This window comes from Skermania piniformis, assembly GCF_019285775.1.
Taxonomy (GTDB): Bacteria; Actinomycetota; Actinomycetes; order Mycobacteriales; family Mycobacteriaceae; genus Skermania; species Skermania pinensis.
Window position 1 is genome coordinate 4120809 of record NZ_CP079105.1, and the last position, 25268, is coordinate 4146076.

General features: G+C 68.2%; 25 protein-coding genes and 1 pseudogene. 11 read left to right on the top strand and 15 right to left on the bottom strand.

The annotated features are described in order from the left end of the window. Positions 1–9: 9 nt before the first annotated feature. Genes KV203_RS18975 through KV203_RS18985 form a run of 3 tightly spaced genes read right to left on the bottom strand, consistent with a single transcriptional unit; the run spans position 10 to position 2929 of the window. Positions 10–834, bottom strand: coding sequence for an ABC transporter ATP-binding protein (locus tag KV203_RS18975; protein WP_083530347.1), 825 nt, complete (start codon positions 832–834; stop codon positions 10–12). Beyond that, entirely contained in the window at positions 834–1886 is a 1053-nt protein-coding gene (locus tag KV203_RS18980) for a FecCD family ABC transporter permease (protein ID WP_066475188.1), read from the bottom strand. Before KV203_RS18980 ends, KV203_RS18975 begins: the two co-directional genes overlap by 1 nt. Next, positions 1883–2929, bottom strand: a complete 1047-nt coding sequence (locus tag KV203_RS18985; protein ID WP_373279267.1) for a FecCD family ABC transporter permease — start codon at positions 2927–2929, stop codon at positions 1883–1885. The genes KV203_RS18980 and KV203_RS18985 overlap by 4 nt, the downstream gene beginning before the upstream one ends. Positions 2930–3010: 81 nt before the next feature. Here KV203_RS18985 and KV203_RS18990 point away from each other — a divergent pair, with 81 nt between their 5' ends. Beyond that, positions 3011–3781, top strand: coding sequence for an LLM class F420-dependent oxidoreductase (locus KV203_RS18990; RefSeq protein ID WP_066475183.1), 771 nt, complete (start codon positions 3011–3013; stop codon positions 3779–3781). An 83-nt stretch (positions 3782–3864) separates the two neighbouring features. Here the strand turns inward: KV203_RS18990 and KV203_RS18995 are convergent, their stop codons facing one another. Then, the gene (locus KV203_RS18995) at positions 3865–5319 is read right to left on the bottom strand and encodes an HNH endonuclease signature motif containing protein (RefSeq protein WP_218821005.1); all 1455 of its coding nucleotides are present in this window, start codon (positions 5317–5319) and stop codon (positions 3865–3867) included. Between the two features lie 207 nt (positions 5320–5526). On the opposite strand from KV203_RS18995, the gene KV203_RS19000 reads away from it, so the two are divergent. Continuing rightward, positions 5527–5682: a hypothetical protein gene (locus KV203_RS19000; protein ID WP_157079915.1), complete on the top strand. Its 156-nt coding sequence runs from the start codon at positions 5527–5529 to the stop codon at positions 5680–5682. A 2-nt stretch (positions 5683–5684) separates the two neighbouring features. Here the strand turns inward: KV203_RS19000 and KV203_RS19005 are convergent, their stop codons facing one another. Together KV203_RS19005 and KV203_RS19860 are read right to left on the bottom strand one after the other, a co-directional pair. Continuing rightward, a complete protein-coding gene (locus KV203_RS19005; RefSeq protein WP_169797539.1) occupies positions 5685–6224 on the bottom strand; it encodes a hypothetical protein in 540 nt (179 codons plus the stop codon). A gap of 110 nt (positions 6225–6334) precedes the next feature. Then, positions 6335–6625: a hypothetical protein gene (locus KV203_RS19860; RefSeq protein ID WP_246600284.1), complete on the bottom strand. Its 291-nt coding sequence runs from the start codon at positions 6623–6625 to the stop codon at positions 6335–6337. On the opposite strand from KV203_RS19860, the gene KV203_RS20145 reads away from it, so the two are divergent. Next, entirely contained in the window at positions 6524–6892 is a 369-nt protein-coding gene (locus KV203_RS20145; protein WP_373279250.1) for a PH domain-containing protein, read from the top strand. The two genes, KV203_RS19860 and KV203_RS20145, sit on opposite strands and share 102 nt — an antisense overlap. 44 nt (positions 6893–6936) lie before the next feature. On the opposite strand, the gene KV203_RS19015 is transcribed toward KV203_RS20145, so the two are convergent. From KV203_RS19015 to KV203_RS19030, 5 genes are read right to left on the bottom strand one after another with little or no spacing between them, the layout of a single operon-like run. Next, positions 6937–8166: an acyl-CoA dehydrogenase family protein gene (locus KV203_RS19015; protein ID WP_083530259.1), complete on the bottom strand. Its 1230-nt coding sequence runs from the start codon at positions 8164–8166 to the stop codon at positions 6937–6939. After that, positions 8163–8984, bottom strand: a complete 822-nt coding sequence (locus tag KV203_RS19020; protein WP_246600294.1) for an alpha/beta fold hydrolase — start codon at positions 8982–8984, stop codon at positions 8163–8165. Before KV203_RS19020 ends, KV203_RS19015 begins: the two co-directional genes overlap by 4 nt. Further along, entirely contained in the window at positions 8981–9118 is a 138-nt protein-coding gene (locus KV203_RS19865; RefSeq protein WP_246600296.1) for a MaoC/PaaZ C-terminal domain-containing protein, read from the bottom strand. Before KV203_RS19865 ends, KV203_RS19020 begins: the two co-directional genes overlap by 4 nt. A gap of 8 nt (positions 9119–9126) precedes the next feature. Then, on the bottom strand, positions 9127–10818 hold the full coding sequence (locus KV203_RS19025) for a PHA/PHB synthase family protein (protein ID WP_066473482.1): 1692 nt from the start codon (positions 10816–10818) through the stop codon (positions 9127–9129). Positions 10819–10823: 5 nt separating this feature from the next. Next, complete coding sequence (locus KV203_RS19030; protein WP_066473519.1) at positions 10824–12332, bottom strand: long-chain-fatty-acid--CoA ligase; 1509 nt, start codon at positions 12330–12332, stop codon at positions 10824–10826. 226 nt (positions 12333–12558) lie between these two features. Between KV203_RS19030 and KV203_RS19870 the strand changes: the two are divergent. Continuing rightward, positions 12559–13599 (top strand): annotated as a pseudogene (locus KV203_RS19870) (PucR family transcriptional regulator); the annotation flags it as partial. On the opposite strand, the gene KV203_RS19040 reads toward KV203_RS19870, so the two are convergent. After that, positions 13528–15852 (bottom strand): molybdopterin oxidoreductase family protein, encoded by a 2325-nt coding sequence (locus KV203_RS19040; protein WP_083530256.1) that lies wholly within the window; start codon positions 15850–15852, stop codon positions 13528–13530. The pseudogene KV203_RS19870 and the gene KV203_RS19040 sit on opposite strands and share 72 nt — an antisense overlap. A gap of 64 nt (positions 15853–15916) precedes the next feature. Here KV203_RS19040 and KV203_RS19045 point away from each other — a divergent pair, with 64 nt between their 5' ends. From KV203_RS19045 to KV203_RS19055, 3 genes are read left to right on the top strand one after another with little or no spacing between them, the layout of a single operon-like run. After that, positions 15917–16585 carry a response regulator transcription factor gene (locus KV203_RS19045; protein WP_066473478.1) on the top strand — a complete coding sequence of 223 codons (669 nt, stop codon included), beginning with the start codon at positions 15917–15919 and terminating at the stop codon, positions 16583–16585. After that, positions 16582–18000, top strand: coding sequence for a sensor histidine kinase (locus tag KV203_RS19050; protein WP_083530255.1), 1419 nt, complete (start codon positions 16582–16584; stop codon positions 17998–18000). Before KV203_RS19045 ends, KV203_RS19050 begins: the two co-directional genes overlap by 4 nt. Then, a complete protein-coding gene (locus KV203_RS19055) occupies positions 17997–18341 on the top strand; it encodes a hemophore-related protein (protein WP_066473475.1) in 345 nt (114 codons plus the stop codon). The genes KV203_RS19050 and KV203_RS19055 overlap by 4 nt, the downstream gene beginning before the upstream one ends. A gap of 10 nt (positions 18342–18351) precedes the next feature. Here the strand turns inward: KV203_RS19055 and KV203_RS19060 are convergent, their stop codons facing one another. Together KV203_RS19060 and KV203_RS19065 are read right to left on the bottom strand one after the other, a co-directional pair. After that, the gene (locus KV203_RS19060; protein ID WP_066473473.1) at positions 18352–18837 is read right to left on the bottom strand and encodes an SRPBCC family protein; all 486 of its coding nucleotides are present in this window, start codon (positions 18835–18837) and stop codon (positions 18352–18354) included. Positions 18838–18840: 3 nt separating this feature from the next. Beyond that, positions 18841–19206 (bottom strand): ArsR/SmtB family transcription factor, encoded by a 366-nt coding sequence (locus KV203_RS19065; RefSeq protein WP_157079914.1) that lies wholly within the window; start codon positions 19204–19206, stop codon positions 18841–18843. A 169-nt stretch (positions 19207–19375) separates the two neighbouring features. Here KV203_RS19065 and KV203_RS19070 point away from each other — a divergent pair, with 169 nt between their 5' ends. After that, on the top strand, positions 19376–21442 hold the full coding sequence (locus KV203_RS19070) for an MDR family MFS transporter (protein ID WP_066473469.1): 2067 nt from the start codon (positions 19376–19378) through the stop codon (positions 21440–21442). Between the two features lie 30 nt (positions 21443–21472). Then, positions 21473–22174 (top strand): HXXEE domain-containing protein, encoded by a 702-nt coding sequence (locus KV203_RS19075; protein ID WP_066473467.1) that lies wholly within the window; start codon positions 21473–21475, stop codon positions 22172–22174. Positions 22175–22179: 5 nt separating this feature from the next. Here the strand turns inward: KV203_RS19075 and KV203_RS19080 are convergent, their stop codons facing one another. Beyond that, a complete protein-coding gene (locus KV203_RS19080; RefSeq protein ID WP_066473464.1) occupies positions 22180–22749 on the bottom strand; it encodes a TetR/AcrR family transcriptional regulator in 570 nt (189 codons plus the stop codon). A 51-nt stretch (positions 22750–22800) separates the two neighbouring features. On the opposite strand from KV203_RS19080, the gene KV203_RS19085 reads away from it, so the two are divergent. Together KV203_RS19085 and KV203_RS19090 are read left to right on the top strand one after the other, a co-directional pair. Then, positions 22801–23817, top strand: coding sequence for an NAD-dependent epimerase/dehydratase family protein (locus KV203_RS19085; protein ID WP_066473462.1), 1017 nt, complete (start codon positions 22801–22803; stop codon positions 23815–23817). 239 nt (positions 23818–24056) lie between these two features. Continuing rightward, positions 24057–25262, top strand: coding sequence for a chloride channel protein (locus KV203_RS19090; RefSeq protein WP_066473461.1), 1206 nt, complete (start codon positions 24057–24059; stop codon positions 25260–25262). The last annotated feature ends 6 nt before the right edge of the window (positions 25263–25268 follow it).

The window sequence follows — 25268 nt, forward strand, 5'->3', positions numbered from 1 at the left end:
GGGCGAGCGTCACCCGCCGTGCGCTCTCGGCGCGGCGACGGCGCGCGCCTGTCGCGGAATCACCAGTGGTGTGTGGGTCTCCGGGTCGTCGATCACCCGGCAGGACAGCCCGAACACCGCCTCCACCAGGTCCGCGGTGACCAGCTCGCCGGGAGCACCTTCGGCGACCACCCGACCGTCCCGCATGGCGATCAGGTGATCGGCATACCGGCAGGCGTGGTTGAGATCGTGCAGGACCGCGACCATCGTCGTGCCCTCCGCGCGGTTGAGCGTGACGAACAGGTCCAGCAGCTCGATCTGATATGCGATGTCGAGGAACGTGGTGGGCTCGTCCAGCAACATGATCGAGGTCTGCTGGGCCAGCACCATCGCCACCCAGACCCGCTGCCGCTGGCCGCCGGACAGCTCGTCGACGTGCCGACCCGACAGCTCGGCGACCCCGGTCGCCACCATCGCCGCGCGGACCGCCGCTTCGTCGTCGGCCGACCACTGCTGGATCAGCTTCTGGTGCGGAAACCGCCCACGCGAGACCAGATCGGCCACCGAGATCCCGTCGGGCGCGATGGAGCTCTGCGGTAGCAGCCCGAGCCGCCGCGCCACTTCCTTGGCCGGATAGCTGTGGATGTCCTTTCCGTCCAGCAGCACGGTCCCGGACTTCGGCTTCAGCAGCCGGGCGAGCGCGCGCAGCAACGTCGACTTGCCACACGCATTCGGCCCGACGATCACGGTGAAAGCGTTGTCCGGAATCGGCACGGTGAGCTGCTCGCTGATGATCCGATCGGCGTAGCCGAGCGTCACCTCGTTCGCCGACAACCGGTTTGCCGCAGCTTCCATCACGATCGCCCCTGTCTCGCCAGCAGCCAGGCGAAGTACGCCCCGCCGACCGACACCGTCACCACCCCGACCGGCAGCGGATTCGGCGCGAACAGCCGCTGCCCCAGCCAGTCACACCCGACCACCAGAAACGCTCCCATCGCCGCCGACGTGCCCATCGCCACGCCGGCCGACCCGGCAAGCCGGCGCGCCAGCTGCGGTGCCGCCAGCGCGACGAAGCTGACCGGCCCGGCAACCGCCGTCGCCAGCGCCGTGAACGCGACACCGATCACCAGGTACGCCGACTGCACCCGGGATACCTGCAGCCCCAGTGCACTCGCCGCGTCGTCGCCCAGATCGAGCAGGGTCAACCGGGACCCGAGGGCCACCACGACCGCGCCGAGCAGCAGCAACGTGATTCCCGCCGGGAGCACCGCGGCCCAGTCTGCGCCGTTCAGGCTGCCGGTCTGCCAGATCGCCGCCGACATCGCGGTGTGCAGATCCGACTTGATGATCAGCCACTGGTTGACCGAGGCGAGCATCGCGGCGATCGCAATGCCGGAGACGATCAGCCGGAATCCCTGGAAGCCGTATCGGGTGGCGAAGAGGTACACCACGAGCGCGGTCAGCAGGCCACCGATCAGCGCCCCGGCCGCGGTTCGGTAGTAGTCGCTGCCGAACCAGGTGATCGTCACCAGCACGCCGGTGTACGCCCCGACGTCGAAGCCGATCACGTCCGGGCTGCCGAGCGGATTGCGGGTCAACGACTGGACGATCGCCCCGGCCATCCCCAGCGCGGCGCCCACGACGAGCCCGAGCACGACTCGGGGCAGCCGCCATTGCACGACGACCGTGTTGGTCACCCGGGGACCACGCCCGAGCAGCGCCTGGATCACCTCCTGGGGCGGCACCAGGTAGTCACCGGTGGACAACGCCAGGATCGACACCGCCAGGGCGGCGATCACCAGCACCGCGCCGACCGCGACCGGTCGCAGCCCGATCCGGACCGGACCAGCGACCGGGAGCGCAACGACGGCGACCCGACGGCCGAAGTCGATGTTCCCGGCGTTCACAGGGCGCTCACTCGACGCCGGGCAACCAGCCAGAGCAGCATCGGCGCGCCGACGAAGGCGGTCACGATGCCGACCGGCAGCTCACCCGGCGCCACGACGATCCGGCCGAGCACATCCGCCGACAGCACCAACAGGGGACCGCAGATCAGGCTGTAGCCGAGAATCCACCGCTGATCCGGCCCGACGAACCATCGGACCACATGCGGGACCATCAGTCCGACGAAACCGATCGGACCGCACGCCGCCACCGCCGCGCCGGCCAGCAGCGTCACCGCGACCATCGAGACCGCCCGGGTGCGCGCCACGTTCGCACCGAGCGTGTGCGCGAGGTCGTCGCCGAGCGCCACGGCGTTCAACGATCCGACCACCGATCCGGCGAGGACGAGCCCGAGCACGACGAACGGTGCGACGGCGAGCACCACGGTCAGCGGGCGGTCGGCCAACGTTCCCGCGTCCCAGAACCGCATCGTGTCGAACGCGCGTGGCTTGCTCAGCCGGATCGCCGATGAGATCCCTTCCATCACGGCGCCGAGCGCGACCCCGGACAACGTCAGGCGTAGCGGGGTGGGACCGCCGCGGCCGCGCGCACCGAGCGCATACACCGCGACGATGGCAGTAGCCGCGCCGACGAAGGCGAACCAGACGTAGGACCAGATGTCGACAACGCCCAGATAGGCCACGGCGATCACCACCGCCAAACCCGCACCGGCATTGATCCCGAGTATCTGGGTATCCGCCAACGGGTTTCGGGTTGCGGCTTGAATCAGCGCGCCGCAGGTGGCCAACGCCGCTCCGGCGACCACGCCCAGCAGCGTGCGCGGAATCCGTAGCTCCCGAACCACGAGTTGGTCGTCGGTGCCGGTGAGCCCCGTCAGCACATCCCATACCTCCCGCAGGAGAATGCCTCGGGTGCCGACGGCCAGACTGAGCACGCAGACCAGCACCAGCGCCGCGCTCGCCACCCCGAGCCACAGCCATCGCCGATGGGAGGTCACGACGGGCACCGGTGGGCCGATCGCAGCTACCTCCACACCCCCGCTCACGATGGTTAGACTAACCTAAACTAGACATGATCAAGGTTCTGCTGACGAGCAGATCGGCACCGGCGGGATAGCCTGACGGGTATGAGTGCACCTGTTCGGATCGGTGTTCAGATCCAGCCCCAGCACGCCCCGAACTACGGCCACATCCGCGACGCCGTGCGCCGATGCGAGGACGCCGGGGTGGATGTCGTATTCAACTGGGATCACTTCTATCCGTTGACCGGCGATTCGGACGGCGCGCATTTCGAGTGCTGGACCATGCTCGGCGCGATCGCCGAGCAGACCGAGCGGGTCGAACTGGGTGCACTGGTCACCGGCGGCGGGTACCGCAACCCGGATCTGCTCGCCGACATGGCCCGCACGGTGGACCACATCAGCGGCGGTCGGCTGATCCTCGGGATCGGCGCCGGTTGGTTCGAGAAGGATTACGACGCCTACGGTTACGAGTTCGGTACCGCCGGATCGCGGCTGAAACTGCTCGGCGAGTATCTGCCGCGGATCGACGAGCGGCTGGCGAAACTGAATCCGCCACCGGTGCGCGATATCCCGCTCCTGATCGGCGGGGGCGGGGAACGGAAGACGTTGCGGCTGGTCGCGGAGTACGCCCAGATCTGGCACAGCTTCGGCGACCTGGACACGCTACGACGCAAGACCGGGATCTTGGCCGAGCACTGCGCCGCGGTCGGCTCCGACCCGGAGCAGATCGAGCGATCGACCAGCTGGCCCGGCATCCCACATGCAGAAGATTTCGTCGCCGCCGGGGTCACCCTGTTCACCGTCGGCGTGTCCGGTCCGGACTATCCGCTCGACACGGTGGCCGACGCGCTGCGCTGGCGCGCCGAACGGGACTGATCGCCAGCCGCCTGATCCACGAAACCCGACCGGACCTGCCGGTGGCCCCGCCGGGTGGAGCGGGGTGCCGGTGTCGGGCTGATTCAGAAGGGTGGCGGTTCGTCGTCCGGTGCGGGCGGCGGCCGACCCACTCGATGGAGCACAGGAGAATCTGGTGGTCGGGGCGGGGGGTTGCCGGGTGGGGTGAGGTCGATGGTGCCGGTGCCGTCGCGCAGGTAGATCCCACCGGCGGGCGTGGCCCAGAGATAAGCACCGGGGGTCAGGCGCCGGTAGCGCCAACCGCGGTTTCCTTTGAGCCGGTGGTGTTTTCGGCAGAGTGGGGCGAGGTTGTCGCTGCTGGTGGCTCCGCCCTGATCATGCGGGTGGGTGTGGTCGAGGTCGCAGCCGCGGGCGGGGCGGTTGCAGTACGGGAACACACACGTGTTGCTGGTCTGCACGACCTGTTCGCGCAGCCGGTCCGGGATCTGATACGCATCGGTCTGGACATGCCCGGCCAGGTCCAGCACCGGCCGGACGGTCACGTTCGCGTCCGGGCTGCCGCACCAAGCCCGGATCGCCTCGATACTCACCGGGGTCGGTGACGGGGAGTCGACCCGGCCCAGGGGGCCACCGGAACCGGCGAGCTGATCAGCACTGATATACACATGCAACTGAACATCACGCGGCCTGCGACGGCGCAACGCAGCCGGTGCCGCCACAGCCATCTCCGCCAGCGACGGGACCGGCTCCCGCGACGGCTCTGCCGCTACGGGTTCTGGTGTGGGTTCTGCTGCGTCGAACGGCAACCCGGGTTGCCGGCGCGCGAGTTCACCCAACGCGGTCGAGCGCCGCGCATCCAGGCTGTCGGTGCTGCCACAGGCCGCCAAATCGTCGGCGATATCGGACAGGGCGTGGTTCAGGTCCACCGCATCGGTCAAATCCAACTCGCCCTCGATCCGGACCGTGCCGGTCAAACTCACCGTGCGGGTGTCGATCTCCACCCTGCGGGTATCAATGGCGAGCTCTTCTTTCGCAGCGTCCGGGTCGGCCAGGATCCGGGCTTCCTCGACCAACCGATCCAACTGCGCCCACGACACCGTCCCCGCACAGGCGGCGAGCCGCTCGTCGACAAACGCGGCCGCCTCCAGCGACAAGCCGATAGTGGCATCGGCGATCCGCCGCGCTCGCCACCACGGCGTCTGCCCGGCCTTGACTCGTTCCCACAGACGCGGCAACCGATAGCAGACTTCGAGCACCGCCCCGACATACGACATCCCGGACTCGGTCGAATGCCGCAACGCGACCGCCAACTCCGCAACCGCAGCCTCGCCCACCTCCGGCGAACCCGCACCACCCGGGGTGACCCACCCCACCCCGAACCGATCCACCTCGCTATCACCCACCGGCGCATGCCAACGACACCACTCGACCGTCAACTCGGCCCGCTCCACCGCGACCCGCTCCGCCGCCGCCCGGTTGGCCCGCAACCCCGCCAACACCACCCGCGCAGAACCAACACCAAACCCGATACCGGGAGCAAAAGCACTGGCTGCGGTCATATACCTATTGCATCACGACCCACCGACACGTTTCTCGGACCTGTCTACAACTTCCGGATGGAGAGCGATGCTGGACGCAAAGGCGAACCGTGGCGGCACCTACACGAGGACATGCGCACCGTTTGCAGTCTTCAGACGGTTCTTTCCGCACGCACAGGCTATCGGGGATCTCCCACACTTCGCACGTAAAAGCACTATACTAGTACCATGTCGTTGACGCGAGAAGAGCAAAAAGCCGCGATACGCAGATACCAGAGTCAGACCACGTACGCCCCGGAACTGCCCGAAGGGGCCGAGCTGGACGCCTATGGTCTGCCGATCATTGCCGATCATCCGGACGAGGACCCCGACGAACTGCTGTAATCTCATGCGCAGCCCAGCGCGACCGCAGCCCCTTCGTTGAGCAATCGGGACCGGCACGGCATTACCGATCGATACTTTGAAACCTTGCCTGACGCAATGCCGTCCTCCCAGCGGCGGAAAATCGTCGGAGTGTTGCGCGATTCTGCAACGGCTTCCCCGACTCGGCGACGGGCTGTCTGGAATTCACGTTTGGTTTTGGGCGCGTCCATGGACTCGACAGTGTGCTCCGCCACAGCAATGCCGTGATACGTCCGCAGATCCTTCAACTTGAAGGGCGCGACCGAGTGCAGATAGTTTCGCGCGCCCTGCTCGTTTGTTTGGAACAAACGATCATCTCCGGACTTGTCTGCCAGACGTGATCGAATGACATCTCGTGTTTCGGGGTCGGTAACCGGTAACGAGATATCGACTCCCTTTTTCCCGGTAAAGACCAGCCGTATATCGTCGCCATCTTCGACGACGTGACGCGCTTGCAGATTCGTCGCCCCGAATGCGTCCGTGTCCGCCCCGGTATCCTTGTCCGAGCCGGGACGCAGCCCCATAGTGCGCATTACCATTACTGCCCGTTACCGCAGGCATTCGACCCGAGACCGACAGCACAGCATTGATTGATTGGTCGATCGACATGGTGGGCGACAAGCACTACGTGGTGTTATCGGAAATCATCGAGGCCCTGCCTGGCGTCACAGTCGACGATCTGGGAGTCGCCGTCGCGCTCGATCGACTCGGAAAGATGGGCCGATTCTTCGGCTCCCGCGAAGCTGCCGCACTCACGTGGTGTATCCGTGTGGAAGAACGCGTAGTCGAGTTGGCGCAAGGCATGTACAACAGTCACCAAGGGATGCTCGTGCTCACTACGCAGCGACTCCTCTTCTTCGATCAGAAGATGTTCGGCGCGAAAGTAGAAGAGTTCGATATCGCCGCGATCGGGTCGCTCGGTCACTCGAGGAAGATGGGCGGCGAGGTCATCAGCATCTCGATCTCGGCGCGTGCTGCGGAGATCAGGCAGGTGGCGCACGGCCGAGGCGAGTCGTTCATTCAGGCTTTCCGTAAGGTAGGGGCGGAGTTGACAGCGTCACCCACCGCCCACAGCACTCAGTTTCGACTGCAGGCCCAGATATTGCAGACCAGATCAAGAAGCTTGCGGACTTCGGGCCGACGCCCCACCCCACCAGACGGGCCGGACTGCAATGTCGGGCAACAGTGGTAATCACGACCGTGTGTGCCGGCGCCGGGTACCGACGACGTGAACTCCTACACGAAAGCGCTCTGTCCGGTCAGCGCGCGCCCGACGATCAGCGTGTTCATCTCCCTCGTGCCCTCGTAGGAATAGATCGCCTCGGCATCGGCGACGAACCGGCCCACGTTGTGCTCCAGCAGAATTCCGTTGCCGCCCATCAACTCCCGGGCCCAGCCGACGGTGTCGCGCATGCGGGTGGTGCAGATCGCCTTGGCCAGCGACGAGTGCCGATCCTCGGCCAGCCCTTGATCCTGCAGCTGGGACAGCCGCACGCACAGTCCCCAGGACGCGGTGTTGTTGCCGAGCATCCGCACCAGCAGGTCCTGCACCAGCTGGAAACCGCCGATCGGGCGGCCGAACTGCTCCCGGCTCTTCGCGTAGGCCAGCGCATTCTCGTAGGCGCCGCGCGCACAGCCGACCGCCATCCACGCCACCCCGGCACGGGTCATCCGCAACACTGCGGCAGTGTCGGCGAACGAATTCGCGTTCTGCAGCCGGTCCTCTTCCGACACCCGCACATCGGTGAGCGTGATCAGCCCGTTCTGCACGATCCGCAACGCGAACTTGTGCTCCTGTTTCTGCACGTCGAATCCGGGGGAGTGGTTGTCCACCACGAAACCCTTGACCCGCCCGTCGGCGACATCGCGAGCCCAGATGATGGTCAGGTCGCCGAACGTGGCATTGCCGATCCACTTCTTCTGCCCGTTCAGAATCCACTCGTCGCCGATGCGCTCGGCGGTGGTGAGCAGCCCGCCGGACGCGCCGGACCCGACGCCCGGCTCGGTCAACCCGAACGAGCCGATCTTCTCGTAGCGCGACATCGCCGGCAGGAAACGCTCGCGCTGCTCGTCCGACCCGCACAGATAGATCGAGCCCATCGCCAGGCCGCCGTGCACCCCGTTGAACGTGGCGACGGAGCAGTCGATCCGGGCCAGTTCCATCGCGATCATGCCGTCCAACAGGAAGCTGCGGCCGGGGCAGCCGTTGCCCTGATACGGCAGCCCGGCGAGCCCGAGCTCGGCCATCCCGGGCACGATCTGCTGCGGAAACTCCGCTCGCGACCAGTATTCGAGCAACAGCGGGTGCACCTCGGTACGCATGAAGTCCCGCACCCGGTGCAGCAGGTCCCGCTCGTCGGCGTCGAGCAGCTGCTCGTAGTGGTAGAAGTCGGTCACTGCGTCCGCCAGATCGGGAACCGGGTCGATGTCGGTCGATTCGGTCTCCGGGGCGGGGATGGTGGTCATGGCTGCTCTCCAGGGTCGTCGAGGAACTGATCGATCACCGGCGCGAGCTCGTCCGCGTTGGTGACCAGGTCGATGTGTCCACCCGCGTGGGCGTGCACGGTTGCGCGCGGCAGCAGCCGACTCATGATGCGGGCGTTCGCCATCGGGATGATCGGATCGTCGGTGCCGGCGACGATCAGGGTGTCCTGCCGGATCAACGGCAAGGCGAACAGGCTGGTCCAGACCGATCCGGCGAGCAGCTGATGCAGGTACCCCACCTTGGACGCCCCGTGCAGCTGCTTCTGCATGATCGTCGCGACCTCGGCGCCACGCCCACGGACGGAGCCACCGTACAGCTCGCCGGCGATCTCGGCCGCGTATGCCGGATCCCGGAACCGCCGGGGCGTGACCATCTTCGCCAGCACCCGAGGATTCCCGGGCACCATGATCGCGCCGGTACCGGTGGACACGAGCACCAGCTTCCGGCACCGCCGCGGATTCTGGAAGGCGAACTGCTGAGCCAGCGCGCCGCCCCAGGACAGGCCGAGGATGTCCAGCACGTCCACCCCCGCCCGGGACAGCGCCCGACCCAACGCCCACGCCAGGTACGGGAACCCGTACGGCAGTGGCGATACCGGTGAGCCGCCCACCCCGGGCACGTCGAACCGGATCACCGTCCGGGCCGGATCCAACGCGTCGACCAACGGGTCGAGCACCTCGTAGCTGGCGCCGATCCCGTTGCACAGCACCAACGGAACCGGGTTCGGGGCGTCGCCGACCCCGAATCGGACGTGCACCCGAACTCGTTGACCGGCGACGGCCAGATACCGCTCGCTCACCGGTACCGCACCACGACGTCGGCGACGCAGGCCGGCCGGCCACCGGCGGCCCGGGCCGGGTCGACGTGGATCCATTGGTGATCGCCGGTGGTGTCGGCGAACAGGTCGGCGGGATCGGCGAGATGGGTTGCCATGATCGTCCTCATTGCTCGTGCACGTAGCTGCCCGGTGCCGGCGCAAGCGGCAGGAAGCCCTCGCCGCCGAGCATCATCGGGGCATCGACCTCGGGCCCGCTCCGCTCGGCCAGCCAGGCGACATAGTGCGGCCACCACGAGTCCTTCGACTTCTCGGTACTCGCCAGCCACTCCGCGGCATCCCGCTCGTCCACCGGTCCGGCGCGGAAGGAGGCACGGGGGTTGCCCGGCGGGTTCACCAACGACGCGATATGTCCACTGGAGGACAGGACGTAGGTCGCGTCCTTGCTACCGAGTAGCTGCGCGCTGCGGTAGGTCGCCTGCCACGGGCAGATGTGGTCGGCGATACCGCCCACCACATAGCTGTCGGTGGTGACCGTGCCGAGGTCGACCGGGGTACCCAACATGCTTATCGAACCCGGCTCGGTGAGCGAGTTGTGCAGCCCGGACAGCACCATGTCGCGGTGCAGCGCCGCGGTCATCCGAGTGGTATCGGCATTCCAGAACAGCACGTCGAACGCGGCCGGCGGCTTGCCCTGCACATAGTTGTTCACCCAGTACCGCCAGACCAGGTCGGTCGGACGCAGCCAGGCGAACATCTCCGCCATCGACCGCCCGTCCAGATAGCCCTTGCGGGCCGACGAGGCGATCGCCGCATGCGCGGATCGCTCGCTCATCGCCGCGGACGCGAGCCCGGCCCGCTCCTGATCCAGCACGGTCACCGCCAGGGTCAAGCCGGCGATCTTGTCCGCCTGTTCGACGGCCGTCAGGTGCGCCGCGACCATGGCCGCCAAGATCCCGCCGGAGCAGGTGGCCAACACGTGGGTGCTCGGCGTGCCGGCGATCGACCGGACCGCGTCGATCGCCGCGACGATCGACTCGCCGTACGCGTCGAAACCCCAGTCCCGGTGCCGCGCCTGCGGATTGCGCCAGGAGATGGCGAACACCTGCTGGCCCTGCCGGACGAAGTACTCGATCATGCTGCGGCCCGGCGCGATGTCCATCACGTAGTACTTGTTGATCACCGGTGGCACCATCAGCAGCGGGATCTGCCGCACGGTCGGCGTCTGCGGACTGTATTGGATCAGCTCGAACATCGGCGTCTGCAACACGACCGCCCCGGTGGTGACCGCCAGCGTCTCACCGACCGCGAAGGCGTCCGGTTCGACCATCGCCGGCACCCGCGGCTTACTCGCCATGTCCCGGGCGAACGCCCGCGCCCCGCGCACCGCGCTCATCCCGCCGGTATCGATCAGCGCTTTCCAGCCCAGCGGCGACAGCAACGGGTTGTTGCTCGGGGACAGGCCTTCGATCACGTTGTCGAAGACGAACCGCATCTTGTCCCGGTCCCGCCAGTCCACCTCGGCGGTGGCGAACAGCTCCTCCGCGGTGTCGGTGGCGGCCAGGTAGGCCTGCATCGCGCGATGCATCAGTGGGTTGCCCTGCCAGGCCGGATCGGCGAACCGCTTGTCCGACCGCTGCGGTTGCCGGCCGGAGGTGCCGGCGGCGATCCCGACCAGTTCGCCGGTGAGCCCGGCCAGCTTGCCGGCGACCACGCGCGGCTGCCGGGCCAGGCTCGCACCGAAGCGGGTCCACGAGTCGTTGGGCAGCATCCGACCGACGAAGCCGCGGGTGGAGTTCACCAGCAGCAGATCCAGCGGGGCGGCGAATTCTTCGAGGTCGTCATGATGGGTAGGCATGGCGGTCAGGCGCTTTCGGTAGCAGGAACGACGATCTCCCGGCGCAGGATCTTGCCGGTCGGCCCCTTGGGCAGACTGTCGAGAATCCAGACTCGGCGGGGGTACTTGTAGGCGGCGACCCGCGCTTTGACGTAGTCGCGCAGTTCGTCCGGCTCCACGCTGGCACCCGCGGTCAACGCAACCGCGGCGCCGACCTCCTCACCGAGCTTGTCGTCGGGCATCCCGACGACGGCGGCCTCGGCGACCGCGGGATGCTCGTAGAGCACTTCCTCGATCTCCCGGGGGTAGACGTTGAGGCCGCCCCGGATGATCATTTCCTTCTTCCGGTCGACGATCCGGAAGTAGCCGTCGTCGTCGACCGTGCCGATGTCGCCGGTGGAAAACCAACCGTCCGGCGAGATGGCCGCCGCGGTGGCGTCGGGCAGGTTCCAGTAGCCCTTCATCACGTTGTGCCCGCGGATCTGGATCTCGCCGGGCTCGCCCGGGGCGAGCTCGTTGCCGTCCGAGCCGACCACCCGCATCTGTACGCCCTCGATCGGCGTACCGATGCTGCCCGGCTTGCGCTCGCGATCCGGGTGGTTGAAGCACGCGACCGGCGAGGTCTCGGACAGCCCGTAGCCCTCCAAGATCGTTGCGTTGAAAGCCTTCTCGAAGTCGGCCAGCACCTGCAGCGGCATCGCCGAACCGCCGGAGACGCACAACCGCAGCGACGCCGTGGTCTCCGGCGGGTACTGATCGGCCACCGCGAGCAGCGCCGAGTACATCGTGGGGACGCCCTCGAACACGGTCACCCGATCCCGCTCGATCGCGGCCATCACGGCGTTCGGCTCGAATCGCGGGATCAAGGTGAGCGTCGCGCCCGCGGTGATCGCGCCGTTCAGCCCACAGGTCAGACCGAACACATGGAACAACGGCAGACAACCCATCACCACGTCGTCGTCGTGGACGTGCATCAGGGTCCGCACGGTCACCTCGGCGTTGCGCGCCAGACCGCCGTGGGTCAGCTCGGCCCCCTTCGGCTTGCCGGTCGTGCCCGAGGTATGCAATACCACCGCCGTGTCGTCGTCGGCCCGCGACACCGGCTCGGCCTGCGGCGGGATGTCGGCCAGCAGGTCGGTCAACGACGCGTCGTCGAGCAACCGGATCCAGGTACCCGCCGCATCCGCACCGGCTTGGGCTGCCTCGGCGAACGCCGGCGTCGCGACCAGCCCGGTGGCGCTCGTGTTGGCGAGGTAGAACTCCACCTCCCGCCCCTTGAGCAGCGGGTTCATCGGCACCGCGATCGCGCCGCGATGCATGATCCCGTAGAAGACGACGGCGAAGGCGATGGTGTTCGGCAGCATCACCCCGATCCGATCGCCCGGCTCGACGCCGGCGCGTTCCAGCAGGGTCGCCACCCGGCGGGCCGCGTCGTCGAATTCCGCATACGACAGCTCCGCGTCGCCGCACCGGAGCGCGGCATGATCCGGTCGATCTTGTGCGGCGGATACGAGACTGAGACTGAGGCTGGGCATGCGATGCACCTTCTGTTCGGACGAGTTCGGGGAGGTACTTCCATCGTGGCCCGAATCACGATCGGTGGCCATGGTGCTCGGAACAACGTCCGGTCGTTTTCGATGTGCCCGGCCACACTGGATCGCCGAGCGCGGATAGGGTTGGCCGGTGTCCACTGCGCCGGATCCGAGCGTCGTGGCGCTCGCCGCGACCATGCTGGCGCGCGCGGACGAGCTGGGCGGCGAGATGGCCGAGCTACTCCGCCGCCAGATCGACTTCTATCGCGCCAACGTCGCGGTGATCAGCCCGGACGAGGTGCGGTACAGCTGTGTGGACAACATCCGCTACGTCTTCGGTTCGCTGACCGAGCAACTCGCCGGCAACAGGCCCGAACCGGATGTGTCGGCGGCCGCGGCAACCGGCATCCGACGAGCCCGCGCCGGCGTCCCGCTGACCGCAGTGACCTCGGCGTACCGGATCGGTTTCGGGTTCATGTGGCAGGCCACCCTCGCCGAAGGGCGACGGGCGGGGGTTCCGTGCGCGGCGATCCTGGACGCGACATCGTACGTCATGGCGGCGCAGGATTCGTTCACCCGGGCGATGATCGACGCCTACCGCGAGCAGTCGACCCAGCTGTTCCTGAGTCGGGAGCAGGATCGATCGGCCCTGGTCGAGGCGGTGTTGCTGGGCCGGATCACCGACACCGGCAGCCTCTGGGAAGCAGCCGACCTGCTGCGCTTACCGACCACCGGATCGTTCGTGGTCGTCGCCGCGCAGCTCCGGGAGATCGGGCGGGCCAGCCTGAGCGACATCGAAAGTCGGCTCGATGCCCACGACATCCGATCGGCCTGGCGGCTCCTGCCGGAACAGCAGGTGGGCATCGTCGTCGTCACCGGACCGGGACGCGACGAACTGCTCCGGGTGCTGCGTGGCGTCGCCGTGGCAGCGGTCGGGGTGAGCCCGCCGTTCCACGATCTGGCCGATACCGGCGAGGCGCTGCGGCTGGCCCGAATCGCCCTGGTCGGCGCCGCCCCGGACGACGACCCGGTGCGGGTCTTCGACGACAGTCCGCTCGCGCTGGCTGCGGTGAGCGCACCGGAGCTGATGCGCCGGGTCGGCACGAACGTGCTCGGCGGGCTGGACGAACTACCGGCCGACGAGCGTGCCGTGCTGCTGGAGACGTTCACCGCGTGGCTGGACGCGGACGGTTCCACCTCAGCCGCGGCCGCCGCGATCTTCGTGCATCCCAACACCGTTCGGCACCGCCTGCACCGATTCGAGCAGCACACCGGCCGCTCGCTGGCCCGCCCGCGCGACGTCGCCGAGCTGTGCCTGGCGTTCGAGATCCGCCGCCGGTTGCCCTGATTCCGGCCGGACCGCTTCGACCCGCACCCGCGTGCCGTTCACCGCGGCGGTACCGGTGAATGCATCGGTCCGAGCCGGGTCGTGCAGCAGGTTCACGTTGGCGCCGGGCAACGCCGCCGCCACCGACCAGCCGACGCCGGGTTCCTGATGGCCCCACCCGTGCGGCACCGCGACCACGCCCCGGCGGATCTCGTCGCTCACCTCCACCGGCACCACGATCGAGCCGGTCGCCGACGTCACGGTGACCGGATCGCCGTCGGCCAGGCCGCGCGCCGCCGCTTCGGCCGGATGCAACAACGCGGTGCACCGGTCCCGGCCCTTCACCATCGCGGGCACGTTGTGCAGCCAGGAGTTGTTGCTGCGCAGGTGCCGACGGCCGATCAAGGTCAGATCGAAGCCGTCGGCGGTGGCCTCGTCGACCGAGGCCAACAACTGCCGCGCCGCGGTGACGAAATCGGTCGGGGCCAGCGCCACCTTACGGTCGCGGGTGCCGATCAGCTTGTTCAGCCGCGGCTGCAACGGTCCCAGATCGACCCCACCCGGGGTGGCCCGGACCTTGCCGACGGTCAGCCCCCACGGCCCCTTGCGCAGCACCCCGTACGGACCGGCAGCGATCGCCGCCGCGGCCAGTCGGGTCGGGCTCAGCCGACCGAACACCGCGTTCGCCGCGCGCCCGCTCACCGCGCGCACCGGCAGCGGCAACATCTCGGTGACCATCCGGGCCAGGATCTGCCAGTCCTCCAGCCCGTCCGCGGCCGGCTCGAATACCCGCTCGTCGTAACGGATGTTGTTGCGCACACTGAAGATCGGGAACAACAGGTTGACATCCGACCGCTCCAGCGGGGAGATCGGCGGCAGCACGATGTCGGCGTGCCGACTGGTCTCGGTCAGGTACATGTCCACCGATACGCAGAAATCCAACGACTCCAGCGCCGCGCCGAGCCGGCCGCGCTGCGGGGTGGACAACACCGGATTGCCCGCGTAGGTGATCAGCGCCCGGATCTGCCCTTTGCCCGGGGTCAGGATCTCGTCCGCCAGCGCGGCCACCGGCAGCTCGGACCGGAAGGACTTGTGCCGCCCGCTCCGATCGGTCCACGCCCCGTAGGCGACCGGGAGGTACTTGGCGTATCGGGCGGCGTCGACCGGCGGCGTGGCGAACATCTGCCCACCCGGCCGATCCAGATTCCCGGTCACCGCGTTGACCGTGTTCACCAACCAATGGGTCAGCGTGCCGTTGGTTTGCTGGCACACCCCGATCCGGGCATACAACACCGCCGACGGCGCCGCGGCGTGCTCTCGCGCGAGCCGCCGGATGGTGTCGGCGGCGACCCCGGCCAGGGGAGCCATCGACTCCGGGGTGGCGGCGGCGACCAATCCGGCCAACTCGGCCCGACCGGCGCATTGCCGGCGCAGCGTCGCCTCGTCGCACAGCCCCTCGGCGAACAGGGTGTGCAGCATGCCGAGCAGCAGGTAGACGTCGCCACCCGGGATGACCGACACGTGTTCGTCGGCCAGCCGGGCGGTCTCGGTGCATCGCGGGTCGATCACCACGACCGTGCCGCCGCGGCGACGGACGTCGCGGATCCGGTTCTTGGCCCCGGGCATGGTGCTGATCGACCCGTTGGACACGGCCGGGTTGGCGCCGAGGATCACCAGCCGATCGGTCCGGTCGATGTCGAGCACGGGCATCAGCACGTTGGAGCCGAACATCCGCCAGGCCGCGAATTCCTGCGGGAACTGATCGATCGACGACGCCGAGTAGAAGTTCTTGGTCAGCAGCACCGCGCGCAGCAACCCGCCGTAGATCACCGACGAGCTGTGTGCCGCCGGATTGCCCAGATACAGCGCGACCGCGTCGTTGCCGTGCTCCGCGCGAATCGCCCGCAAGCGCCGACCGATCTCGGCGAACGCGGTGTCCCAGTCGATCGGCTCGAACCGGTCGCCGACCCGGCGCATCGGCTGCCGCAGCCGGTCCGGGTCGTGGTGCAACCCACCCATCGCGGTCGCCTTCGGGCAGATGTAGCCGTGCGATAACACGTCGTCGGGATTGCCCTCGATCCGAACGACCTGATCGCGCTCGGTGGTGACCAGGATTCCGCAGTGTGCCTCGCAGAGCGTGCACAGCCGGGCTGTCGTGGTCACGCCGGTCGGGGTAGCGGTGATGTGAGCGGTCATCGGAGACGCCTCCCTTTTCGGCAACGGTACCGGCATCGATCGGCCGGTACCGGAGAATGGCGGCGTGCAGGGCGCAAGCGTGCTGGTCGTCGAGGACGCGGAGGCGATCCGGGTTGCCGTCGAGTCCGGGCTGACCGAGGCCGGCCACCGGGTGCTGGCCCGGCCGGGCGGTGCCCGGCTGGAGACCGATCTGCAGCGGTTCCGGCCGGACGTGGTGGTGCTGGACGTGCTGCTTCCGGGCCGGGACGGGTTCGCGCTGCTGGCCGCGGTGCGCGCGCGATCCGACGCCGGCGTCGTCATGCTCACCGCGCGCGACGGAGTGGACGACCGGCTGCGCGGCCTGCGGGGCGGCGCGGACGACTACGTGACCAAACCGTTCGTGCTGGCGGAGCTGGTCGCCCGGGTGGATGCGCTGCTGCGCCGGATGGGCCGGGTGCAGACCACCGTCGTGGTCGACGACCTGATCGTCGACCCGGACCGCGGCTCGGTCGAGCGGGCCGGAACGCCGATCTCGCTGACCGCGACCGAGTTCGAGCTGCTGCACTATCTGGCCCGGCACCGCGGGAAGGTGCTGACCAAGACACAGATCCTGGCCGCCGTCTGGGACGATCCGGACGCCGACCCCAACCTGGTCGAGGTGTTCGTCTCCGGACTGCGCCGCAAGCTGGAGACGCACGGTCCGCGGCTGCTGCACACCGTGCGCGGACTCGGCTACCGCGTGCAGGAGCCATGAGCCGGGCGGCTCGGGGTCTGCGCTCGCCGCATCGGGTGTCGCTGCGCACCCGGGTCGTGGCCACCGCCGCCGCGACGCTCGCCGTCGCGCTGCTGGTGCTCGCGGTGGTGATCGGTGGGGTGCTCGGCGTCGCCGGGACCCGGGTGCAGAACGCTGTGCTCAGCGACCGGATGCAACTGGCCGAGGAGTTGGCGGCGGCCGGGACCAGCCCGCCCGAGCTGCTGGCCCGGGTGGACAACCGGTCGGTCCGGGCGCGGCTGACCCTCGCCGACGGGCGGACGCTGGGCCTGCTGCCCCGCGCCGGCGGGCCGGCCGGTGACGTCCGCACCCGACAGGCGCGACTGACCGGGCCGGGCGAGCTGAACGGGGCCGAGCTCACCTTGCAGTTGGACGGCACGCTGCTGACCGGAGTGCGGGTCAAGGTGCGGCGGGCGCTGGTGCTCACCACGCTCGCCGCCGTGCTGATCGGCCTGCTGGCGCTGCCGTTTGCGGTGGGTCGGGCGCTCGCGCCACTGGACACGATGACCACCCTGGCCCGCTCGATCACCGCCGGGCGACGCGGCGAACGACTCGCGCCGGCCGGCACCGGCACCGAACTCGCCCGCGCCGCAACCGCGTTCAATGCGATGCTGGATGCCCTCGAGGGTGCCGAAGCGCGGGCGCAGGCGTCCGAGCAGCGCATCCGCCGGTTTGTCGGCGACGCGGCGCACGAGCTGCGTACCCCGATCACCGGAATCGCAGCGATCGCCGAAGCGGCGCTGCACCAACCGGTGGACAGCGATCCGGAACAACGGCAACGGATGCAGCTGCTGCTGGTACGCGAGGCCCGGCGGGCCGGCCGACTGGTCGACGACATGCTGGAGCTGGCCCGGATCGACGCCGGCCTGAGCCTGCGCGCCGTGCCGACCGATCTGCACGAGCTGGCCGCGGTGCAGCGGGAACGTGCCCGGGTGGCCTACCCGCAGCTGCAGGTCGGGCTCGCCGGCGACGCGGCACCGGTGGTCGCGGACCCGGAGCGGACCAGCCAGGTGTTGGCGAACCTGGTGGAGAACGCGGCCCAGGCGGCGGGACCGAACGGCCGCGTCGATCTGACCGTGCGGGTGGCGTCGTCCGGCGCCGAGGTCCTGGTGACCGACAACGGTCCCGGGGTGCCGGCCGCGGAACGGGACCGGATCTTCGACCGTCTGGTCCGCCTCGACACTGCTCGCGAACGCAACCCGGACGGGTCCGGGCTCGGCTTGGCGATCGCGCGCGGCCTCGCCCGCGCCCACGGCGGCGAGTTGAGCTGCGTCGACCCGCCGGCCGGGACGGGTGCGGCGTTCCGGCTGTGGCTGCCGGTCACTCCTTCAGCCGATCTTCAGTTCCAGCGGCAAGACTCGGAGACGTCCGATCCCCGATCGAAGGAGTCCCGATGAAGCGCCCGGTTACCGTCACCCGGATCGCCCTACCGGCGATCGCAGCCGCGGCCGCGCTGGCCGCCATCCTGCCGGCAACCGCAGCCGCGGATCCGATCCAGTGCGGCCCGGCGGCACGTGCCCAGGCCATGGCGGATTCCGCCCCCAAGACCGCCGCGTTCCTGAGCAACCACCCGGACTTCGCCGCCGAGTTGCAGAAGGTGCGCGCGCTGCCGAAGGAGCAACGCCGGGCCGAGTGGGCCGCGTTCCGCGACGCCCATCAGCAGGAGTGGCCGGACTGGCAGGCGGCTCGCCGAGCGGTGCAGGACTATCGCGCCGCCTGCCATCCCGGACAACGCTGAGTTCGGCGGGTCAGCCGGCGACCAACTCGTCGATCTGGTTGATCGCACTGCTCGCGCCGTCGACCACTCCCATGTCGAGCACCTGCTGCAACGCTTCGGCGCTGGCGTAGGTCGACACGTAGACGGCCTTGGTGCCACCGTCGATCGCACTGAACGTGACGACGTTCTTCGACACCGGCAAGTCCGGGTTCGGGTTGAAGTCGAGATCGGCGAAGCCGTCGTCGAAGGCGAAGCTGTGCGGCTCGTCGACCGCGGTGATCTCCCAGAAGCCGGCGAACTTGTCGCCGTCCGGTCCGGTCATGAAGTAATTCATCCGGCCACCGGGGCGCAGGTCGTGGGCGACGAAGGTGGCCGGGTACGTGGGCGGACCCCAGACCTTGCCCAGCTGCTCCGGGTCGGCGTAGACCTGCCAGATCCGCTCGATCGGCGCGGCGAACTCGGCCGTGATGGTCAAGGTGCGCGCGTCGACGTCCTGGCTGACTTCGGTGACCGGCATGGTTCATTCCTTCTCTTCGGTGGGGTGCTCTTCGGTGGGCTGATCGAGCGCGATCAGGTCGTCGATCCGGGCGATGCGGCCGCGCCAGATGCCCTCGAGCTCCGAGAGCATCGACGCGATCGACCGCACCGCGGCCACATCGCCGCTGGCCAACTGCTCCCGGCCGCTGCGCCGTTTGGTCAGCAGGCCGGCCTTTTCCAGCACGGCGACGTGTTTCTGCACGGCGGCGAAGCTCATCTCGTACGGCGCCGCGAGCGCACTGACCGAGAACTCGCCGGCCAGCACCCGGCGCAGGATGTCGCGCCGGGTCCGGTCGGCCAGCGCGTGGAACAGGGCATCCGCCCGGTCCTCGGCTGCGCGTTCGACCATGCTCCGAATCATACAACCAATCAGTTGTATGTGTCGTTCCTTCGTCGGATCGCCATATGACAGCCAACCGTGGCTACTATCGCTCGGGGACCGGGTTGAACTCGGATCTAGGTTGAGCTCGGATCTAGGTTGAGCTCGGATCTAGGTTGAACGCGGATGTGGAGATCAGATGTCGACGTCGACGGCGGTTAAAGGTTTCTCGGCAAGCGACATCACCCCCGCTCGGCGAAACTTGATCTTCGCCACCATCGGCGCCGGCATGCTGCTCGCCGCGCTCGATCAGACCATCGTGTCGACCGCGTTGCCGACCATCGTCGGCGACCTGGGCGGCGCAGGCCATATGAGCTGGGTGGTCACCGCTTACATCCTCGCCGAAACCGTGTCGACGGTGCTCGCGGGCAAGATCGGTGACCTCTACGGACGGAAGAACGTCCTCGTTGTCGCCGTGGTGATCTTCATCGCCGGATCGTTCTTCTGCGGACTCGCGAACAGCATGACCTTTCTGATCATCTCCCGTGCCGTGCAGGGCATCGGTGGCGGCGCGATCACGGTCACCGCGACCGCGCTCATCGCCGACGTCATTCCCCTGCGCGAGCGGGGCAAGTATCAGGGCGCACTGGGCGCAATATTCGGGGTGACGACGGTGATCGGGCCGCTCCTCGGCGGGCTGTTCACCGATCATCTCTCGTGGCGCTGGGCGTTCTACGTCAACGTTCCGCTCGCGGCCATCGTCGTCGTGATGGCGATCCGGTTCGTCCCCGGCCTCTCCGGGAAGACGAGGTCCAAGATCGACTACCTCGGTGTCATCTTCGTATCCCTCGGCGCCGTCGGCCTCACCCTCGGGCTGTCGTGGGGCGGATCGGAGTACGCCTGGGGTTCGCCCACGATCATCGGACTGTTCGTCGGCGCGGTGGTATGTCTCGTCATCTTCGTGTTCGTCGAGCTCCGCGCCGCAGAACCCATTCTGCCGATGCACCTGTTCAAGCAACGGGTGTTCACGATCTCCTCGCTGCTGTCCTTCATCGTCGGCTTCGCGATGCTCGGCGCGATGACGTACCTGCCCACTTTCCTGCAGTACGTGCAGGGCACCACGGCCACCGAATCCGGTCTGCGCACCCTGCCGGTGGTGATCGGGCTGCTCATCACATCGATCTATTCCGGCAACGTCGTCGGCAAGACCGGCAAATACAAGATCTTCCCGATCGCGGGGTCCGCGATCATCGCGCTCGGCCTGTTCCTGCTGTCGTTCATGGACGAGAACACCTCGATCCTGACCTCGTCGATCTACATCTTCATCCTCGGTTTCGGCATCGGGCTGATCATGCAGGTACTCACGTTGGTGGTGCAGAACACCGCGAGCTACCAAGATCTCGGGACCGCAACCTCTGCGGTCACGTTCTTCCGCACGCTGGGAATGTCGTTCGGTACGGCGATCATGGGCACCCTGTACTCCAACAAGTTGGCCGGCGAACTTCCCCAAGCCATGGCGACAGCCGGAGTGACCGATTCAGCGGTGGCCTCCACGCCGGCGCGACTGCATGCGTTGCCCGCGGCCCAACAGGCACCGATCATCCTCGCCTACTCGGACACGCTGCAGCACGTCTTCCTCTGGGTGGTGCCGGTGGCGCTGGTCGGGTTGGCGGTGTCCTTCTTCCTGCCGCAGGTGACCTTGCGCGACGCTGCAGCGGAATCGGCGCGGGGAATGTCGGAAGGCTTCGCCGTACCGGACTCCGATCGCTCCGATGTACAGCTGGAGACGATCATCGGCCGGATCCTGCGGCGCAACGGCCGACAAGCGTTCGCGCGCGCGGTGGGCGGATCGGGCAGCGCCCTCGACATCCCCACCGCCTGGGGGATTCTCGTCGTCGGACTGCCCGCCAAGCACCTGGACCGCGATGCGTCGCAGGCCGCAATCGAGAATCGGATCGGCATCCCGGAAGGCGTTCTCACCTCGTTCTTCGACGACATCGCCGATGCGGGTTACCTGGTACGCGACGGCGACCTGTTGCAGCTCACGGCGCCGGGGCACGCGCAGATGGACGCACTGTCCGCGGCCTGGCGCAACTGGCTGGTCGAGCAGGTCCGGGAATGGTTGCCCGACGACCAGACTCAGGACCGCGGCGCGTTGAGCGCCGACGTCGAGGCCGCGCTCGGGGCAATCGCCCGGCGGGCGATCGAGGAGGCCGAATCACCGGCCGGTCGCGCGATCACCGCCGGCGGCGACGCAACCCGGTAATGCCGGTGCGGACCGCCAGCCGGGCGATCCGTGGAATTCGAGAGCTTCTCGGGAATCGAGTACCGCATGGGCAACTTCTGGGATTACTGGCTTGCCGGATGGATCTGGATCTCGATCGCTATCGCGGTCGGGTTCCTGGTGTACATCGGGGTCAAGTGGACGACGTGGGGGTGGGGGGATCGCTTGACGGCGATCTTCGCGATCTGGATCGTCCCGCACGTCTGGGAGGAGTGGGTCTGGCCCGGCGGTTTCCACTACATGTACAACACGCTCTCCGGGTCCGCCACACCGGACCGATATCCGATGAGCGAACTCACCGACATGATCACGAACTTCGGTCTGCTCGTGGTCAGCGTCGTGGTCGTCGCGATCTGGGGAGCGCGCGTTCCGGTGATGATCGCCGCGATGCTGTTCAGCGGTTTCGAAGCAGTCATCCACACGGCATCGGTGTACATGTCCTACGGGCACTTCGGGACCGGCCGCCATGTGCTCGCCTACGACCCCGGTCTGGCGACCGCCCTGCTCGGGTACCTGCCCCTCTGCCTCGGCCTGATCCTCGTCCTGCGGCGCACCACACCCCGGCCGACCTTGCGACAGTGGTTGATCGGGGCCGGCATGACCTTGATCTTGCTGGTCATTGTGTTCATCCCGGAACAGATCTTGAAAGACCCGAACTCGCCTTACCGCTTTCAAGATCACGGCTATTACAACCAGTTCATCACCTCGGAGTGACCCGGCTACCTCGAGTTGCGCGGCAGGTCGACCACCCGCGTGCACACCCGAATCAGGACACCGCGCAGCTCGGCATCGGGTAGGTGATCGCACCGGCGCAGCACCGGGCCCAGATCCTGGATCAGCCAGTAGCCGGCCAACCGATCCGGCGACGGATCGTCGCCGAGCAGAATCCGCGCGCCGCGCTCGGACAGTTCGACCATCCGCCGTGCGATCGGTAGGTCGCGGCGCAGCGCCGGGTCCCCCAGCCCCAACGAGCCCGCGGCCCGGTAGGACGCGAGAACCTGATCGACGAACCCCTCGACCAGCGTGCGCGTGCGCTCGGCCGGGTCGTCGATCCGCTCGGCGGTATCCAGCAGGGCGGCGAGGCGATCGGTCATCGGGGCGAGCAACGCATCGAGGATCGCCTCCTTGGTTCGGAAGTAGTAGTAGACGTTCGCCTTCCGCATGCCGAGCTCGTCGGCGATCTGCTGCAACGACGTCGCGTCGTAGCCGCGACTGCCGAACAGTCGGCGCGCCGCGTCCAGTACCGCCTGACGCGACTGCAGCGCCTGTTGCTTGCGCGAATCCGACATACGGTTAGAGTAGTTGATTAGCCGATCGGCTAATCAACTACAGGAGCATCCATGAACGAGACCGTGCTGGTAACCGGCGGGACCGGCTTCGTCGGCGGCTGGACCGTCGTCGAGCTGTTGCGGCAGGGCTACCCGGTGCGCGTCACCGTCCGTGACCTGAGCAAGGAGCCCGCGCTGCGCGCGGCGATCGCGACCGAGGTGGACCCGGCGGACCGGCTGGAGGTGGTGGCGGCCGATCTGATGTCGGACGACGGCTGGCCCGCCGCGGTCGCCGGATGCCGTACCGTGCTGCACGTCGCGTCGCCGCTGACCGCCACCCGGGACGAACAGAAGGTGATCCGCCCGGCGGTCGACGGGGTGCGACGGATCCTGCGGGCGGCCCGCGACGGTGGCGCGCGCCGGGTCGTCTACACGTCGAGTTGCGACGCCGTCTATTACGGTCATCCGCCCCGGACCACCCCGTTCGACGAGTCGGACTGGACGAACGTCGACGGCGGGCCGATGAGCGCTTACGTCAAATCCAAGGCGCTGGCCGAGCGCGCGGCCTGGGATCTGATGGCGAACGAAGGCGGCGATCTGGAGCTGACCAGCGTGAACCCGATCGGTATCTTCGGGCCGGCGCTGTCGGCGAGCGCCACCTCGTCGCTCGGGCTGATCCAGCGCCTGCTGTCCGGCACCCCACCCCTGTGCCCGGATCTGTGGTTCGGCGTCGTCGACGTCCGAGACGTGGTCGACCTGCACCTGCGCGCCATGCAGGCACCCGAAGCCGCTGGTCAACGCTATATCGCCACGTCCGGCGAGCCGGTCTCGATGCTCGACGTCGCCCGCGCCCTGAAGCAGCATCTCGGTCCGGCCGCCAAGCGGGTGCCGACCCGCAAAGCGCCGGACGCGCTGGTCCGACTGATCGGCCGGTTCAACGTGGAGATGGGCGACCTGGTACCGCTCCTCGGCGAGCGGCGCGCCGCTACCTCGGCGAAAGCGCGTCGAGAGCTGGATTGGCAGCCCCGCCCGTGGACCGAGGCGATCACCGCCAGCGGCGAAAGTCTGATCCGGCTCGGCGTCGTCTAGCAGCAGGACCTCCTCGAGTGGGCACCGATGCCGAGTGGGCACTGATGCCGAGTGGGCACTGATGGCGGCAAACGCCGAGAACCGAACGCCATCAGAGCCCACTCGGCGCTCCGATCGACCGGGGCAGCGGCATTCGGGTGTTCCACCGCGGCATCAGGTGACGTACATTCACTGGACCTTTCAGGCCTCGCCGGCGGCCTCGCGATTGCCGGCCGATCTCGGACGGAAACCCCTTTGTCGTGAAACCGATCGTGACCGCGACCGTCTACGGCTTCGTTGCCGGCTTCGTCACCTACCTGATGCTGGTGCTCACCCACCTCGCCGAGAACCTGATCTGGTCCCGAATCGACGACACCGACCACGTGCTGGTGTTCTGCGTGGTGATGGCAGGTGGGCTGCTGATCGCCCTGCTCCGCTATCGGGACCCGACCAAGGACTTCGACGGGCAGCTGAAACTGGCCGAGAACGATGAGCCGGCACCGATTCCCCAGGCCGCGAACATGGCCGCGTTGGGCGTGTCGTCGTTCGGTTTCGGCGGCGCGATCGGCCCCGAAGGTGGCGTGATCGCGGTGGTCGAAGCGCTCTCCGACTTCGTCGCGCTTCGCATTTCCAAGGACGTCCGGCAACGCCGGCTGATCCGGGAAGTCGGGGTCGCGGGCTCGCTCGGCGCGATGTACGGCTCACCGCCGGGCGGCGCCAGCTACGCCGACAGCGACGAGGCCGGCACCGACAAGGTGCCCTGGCCCCTGCTGTTCCTGGCCGGCACGCTCGGGCTCGCCGGCATCTACCTCGGCGGGGCGCTGTTTCCGAGCGACGGGCCAGGTCTGAAGATCCCTGTTCCCGAGCCGACAGCGGCCACCGACTTCGCCACGCTGGTCGCGCTGACCCTGCCGGCGCTGGTGGGCGCCGTGGCGGCAATCGTCTATCTGGTGGTGAAGCTCTACGCCGACCGGGTGCTGGCGAGAGTGGCCACCGATATCCGGGTTCGGGTACTCATCGGTTCGTGCTGCTTCGCCCTGCTGATCGCCATCTGGCCGGTCATGCGGTCCAACGGCCAGGAGCAACTGGTCGAGCTGTCCGCGGACCCCGGGCAGCTCGCCGCGGCGATCCTGGTGGGCATCATGCTGCTCAAGGCCGTCGCCATGGCCTTGTGTCTCGCCGCCGGCTGGCTCGGCGGACCGATCATGCCGCTGGCGTTCATGGGGGTGTGCGGCGGACTCGCGGTATCCCAGGCAATCCCCGGGATCGACCCCGGACTGGCCGCGATCGCCGGCGCCGGCGCAGCTGCCTGCGTCGGGATGAACAAGCCACTCGTCGCTCTGCTGGTTCTGCTCTTCCTCACCACCCACCCGGCGCCGGTGGCCATCGCGATCGGCGTCGGCATCGGCGTACCGATCTCGATCGCCCTACCGAAGGCCCTGTCCCGGCACGCCGGCCACCACTGATCCGAT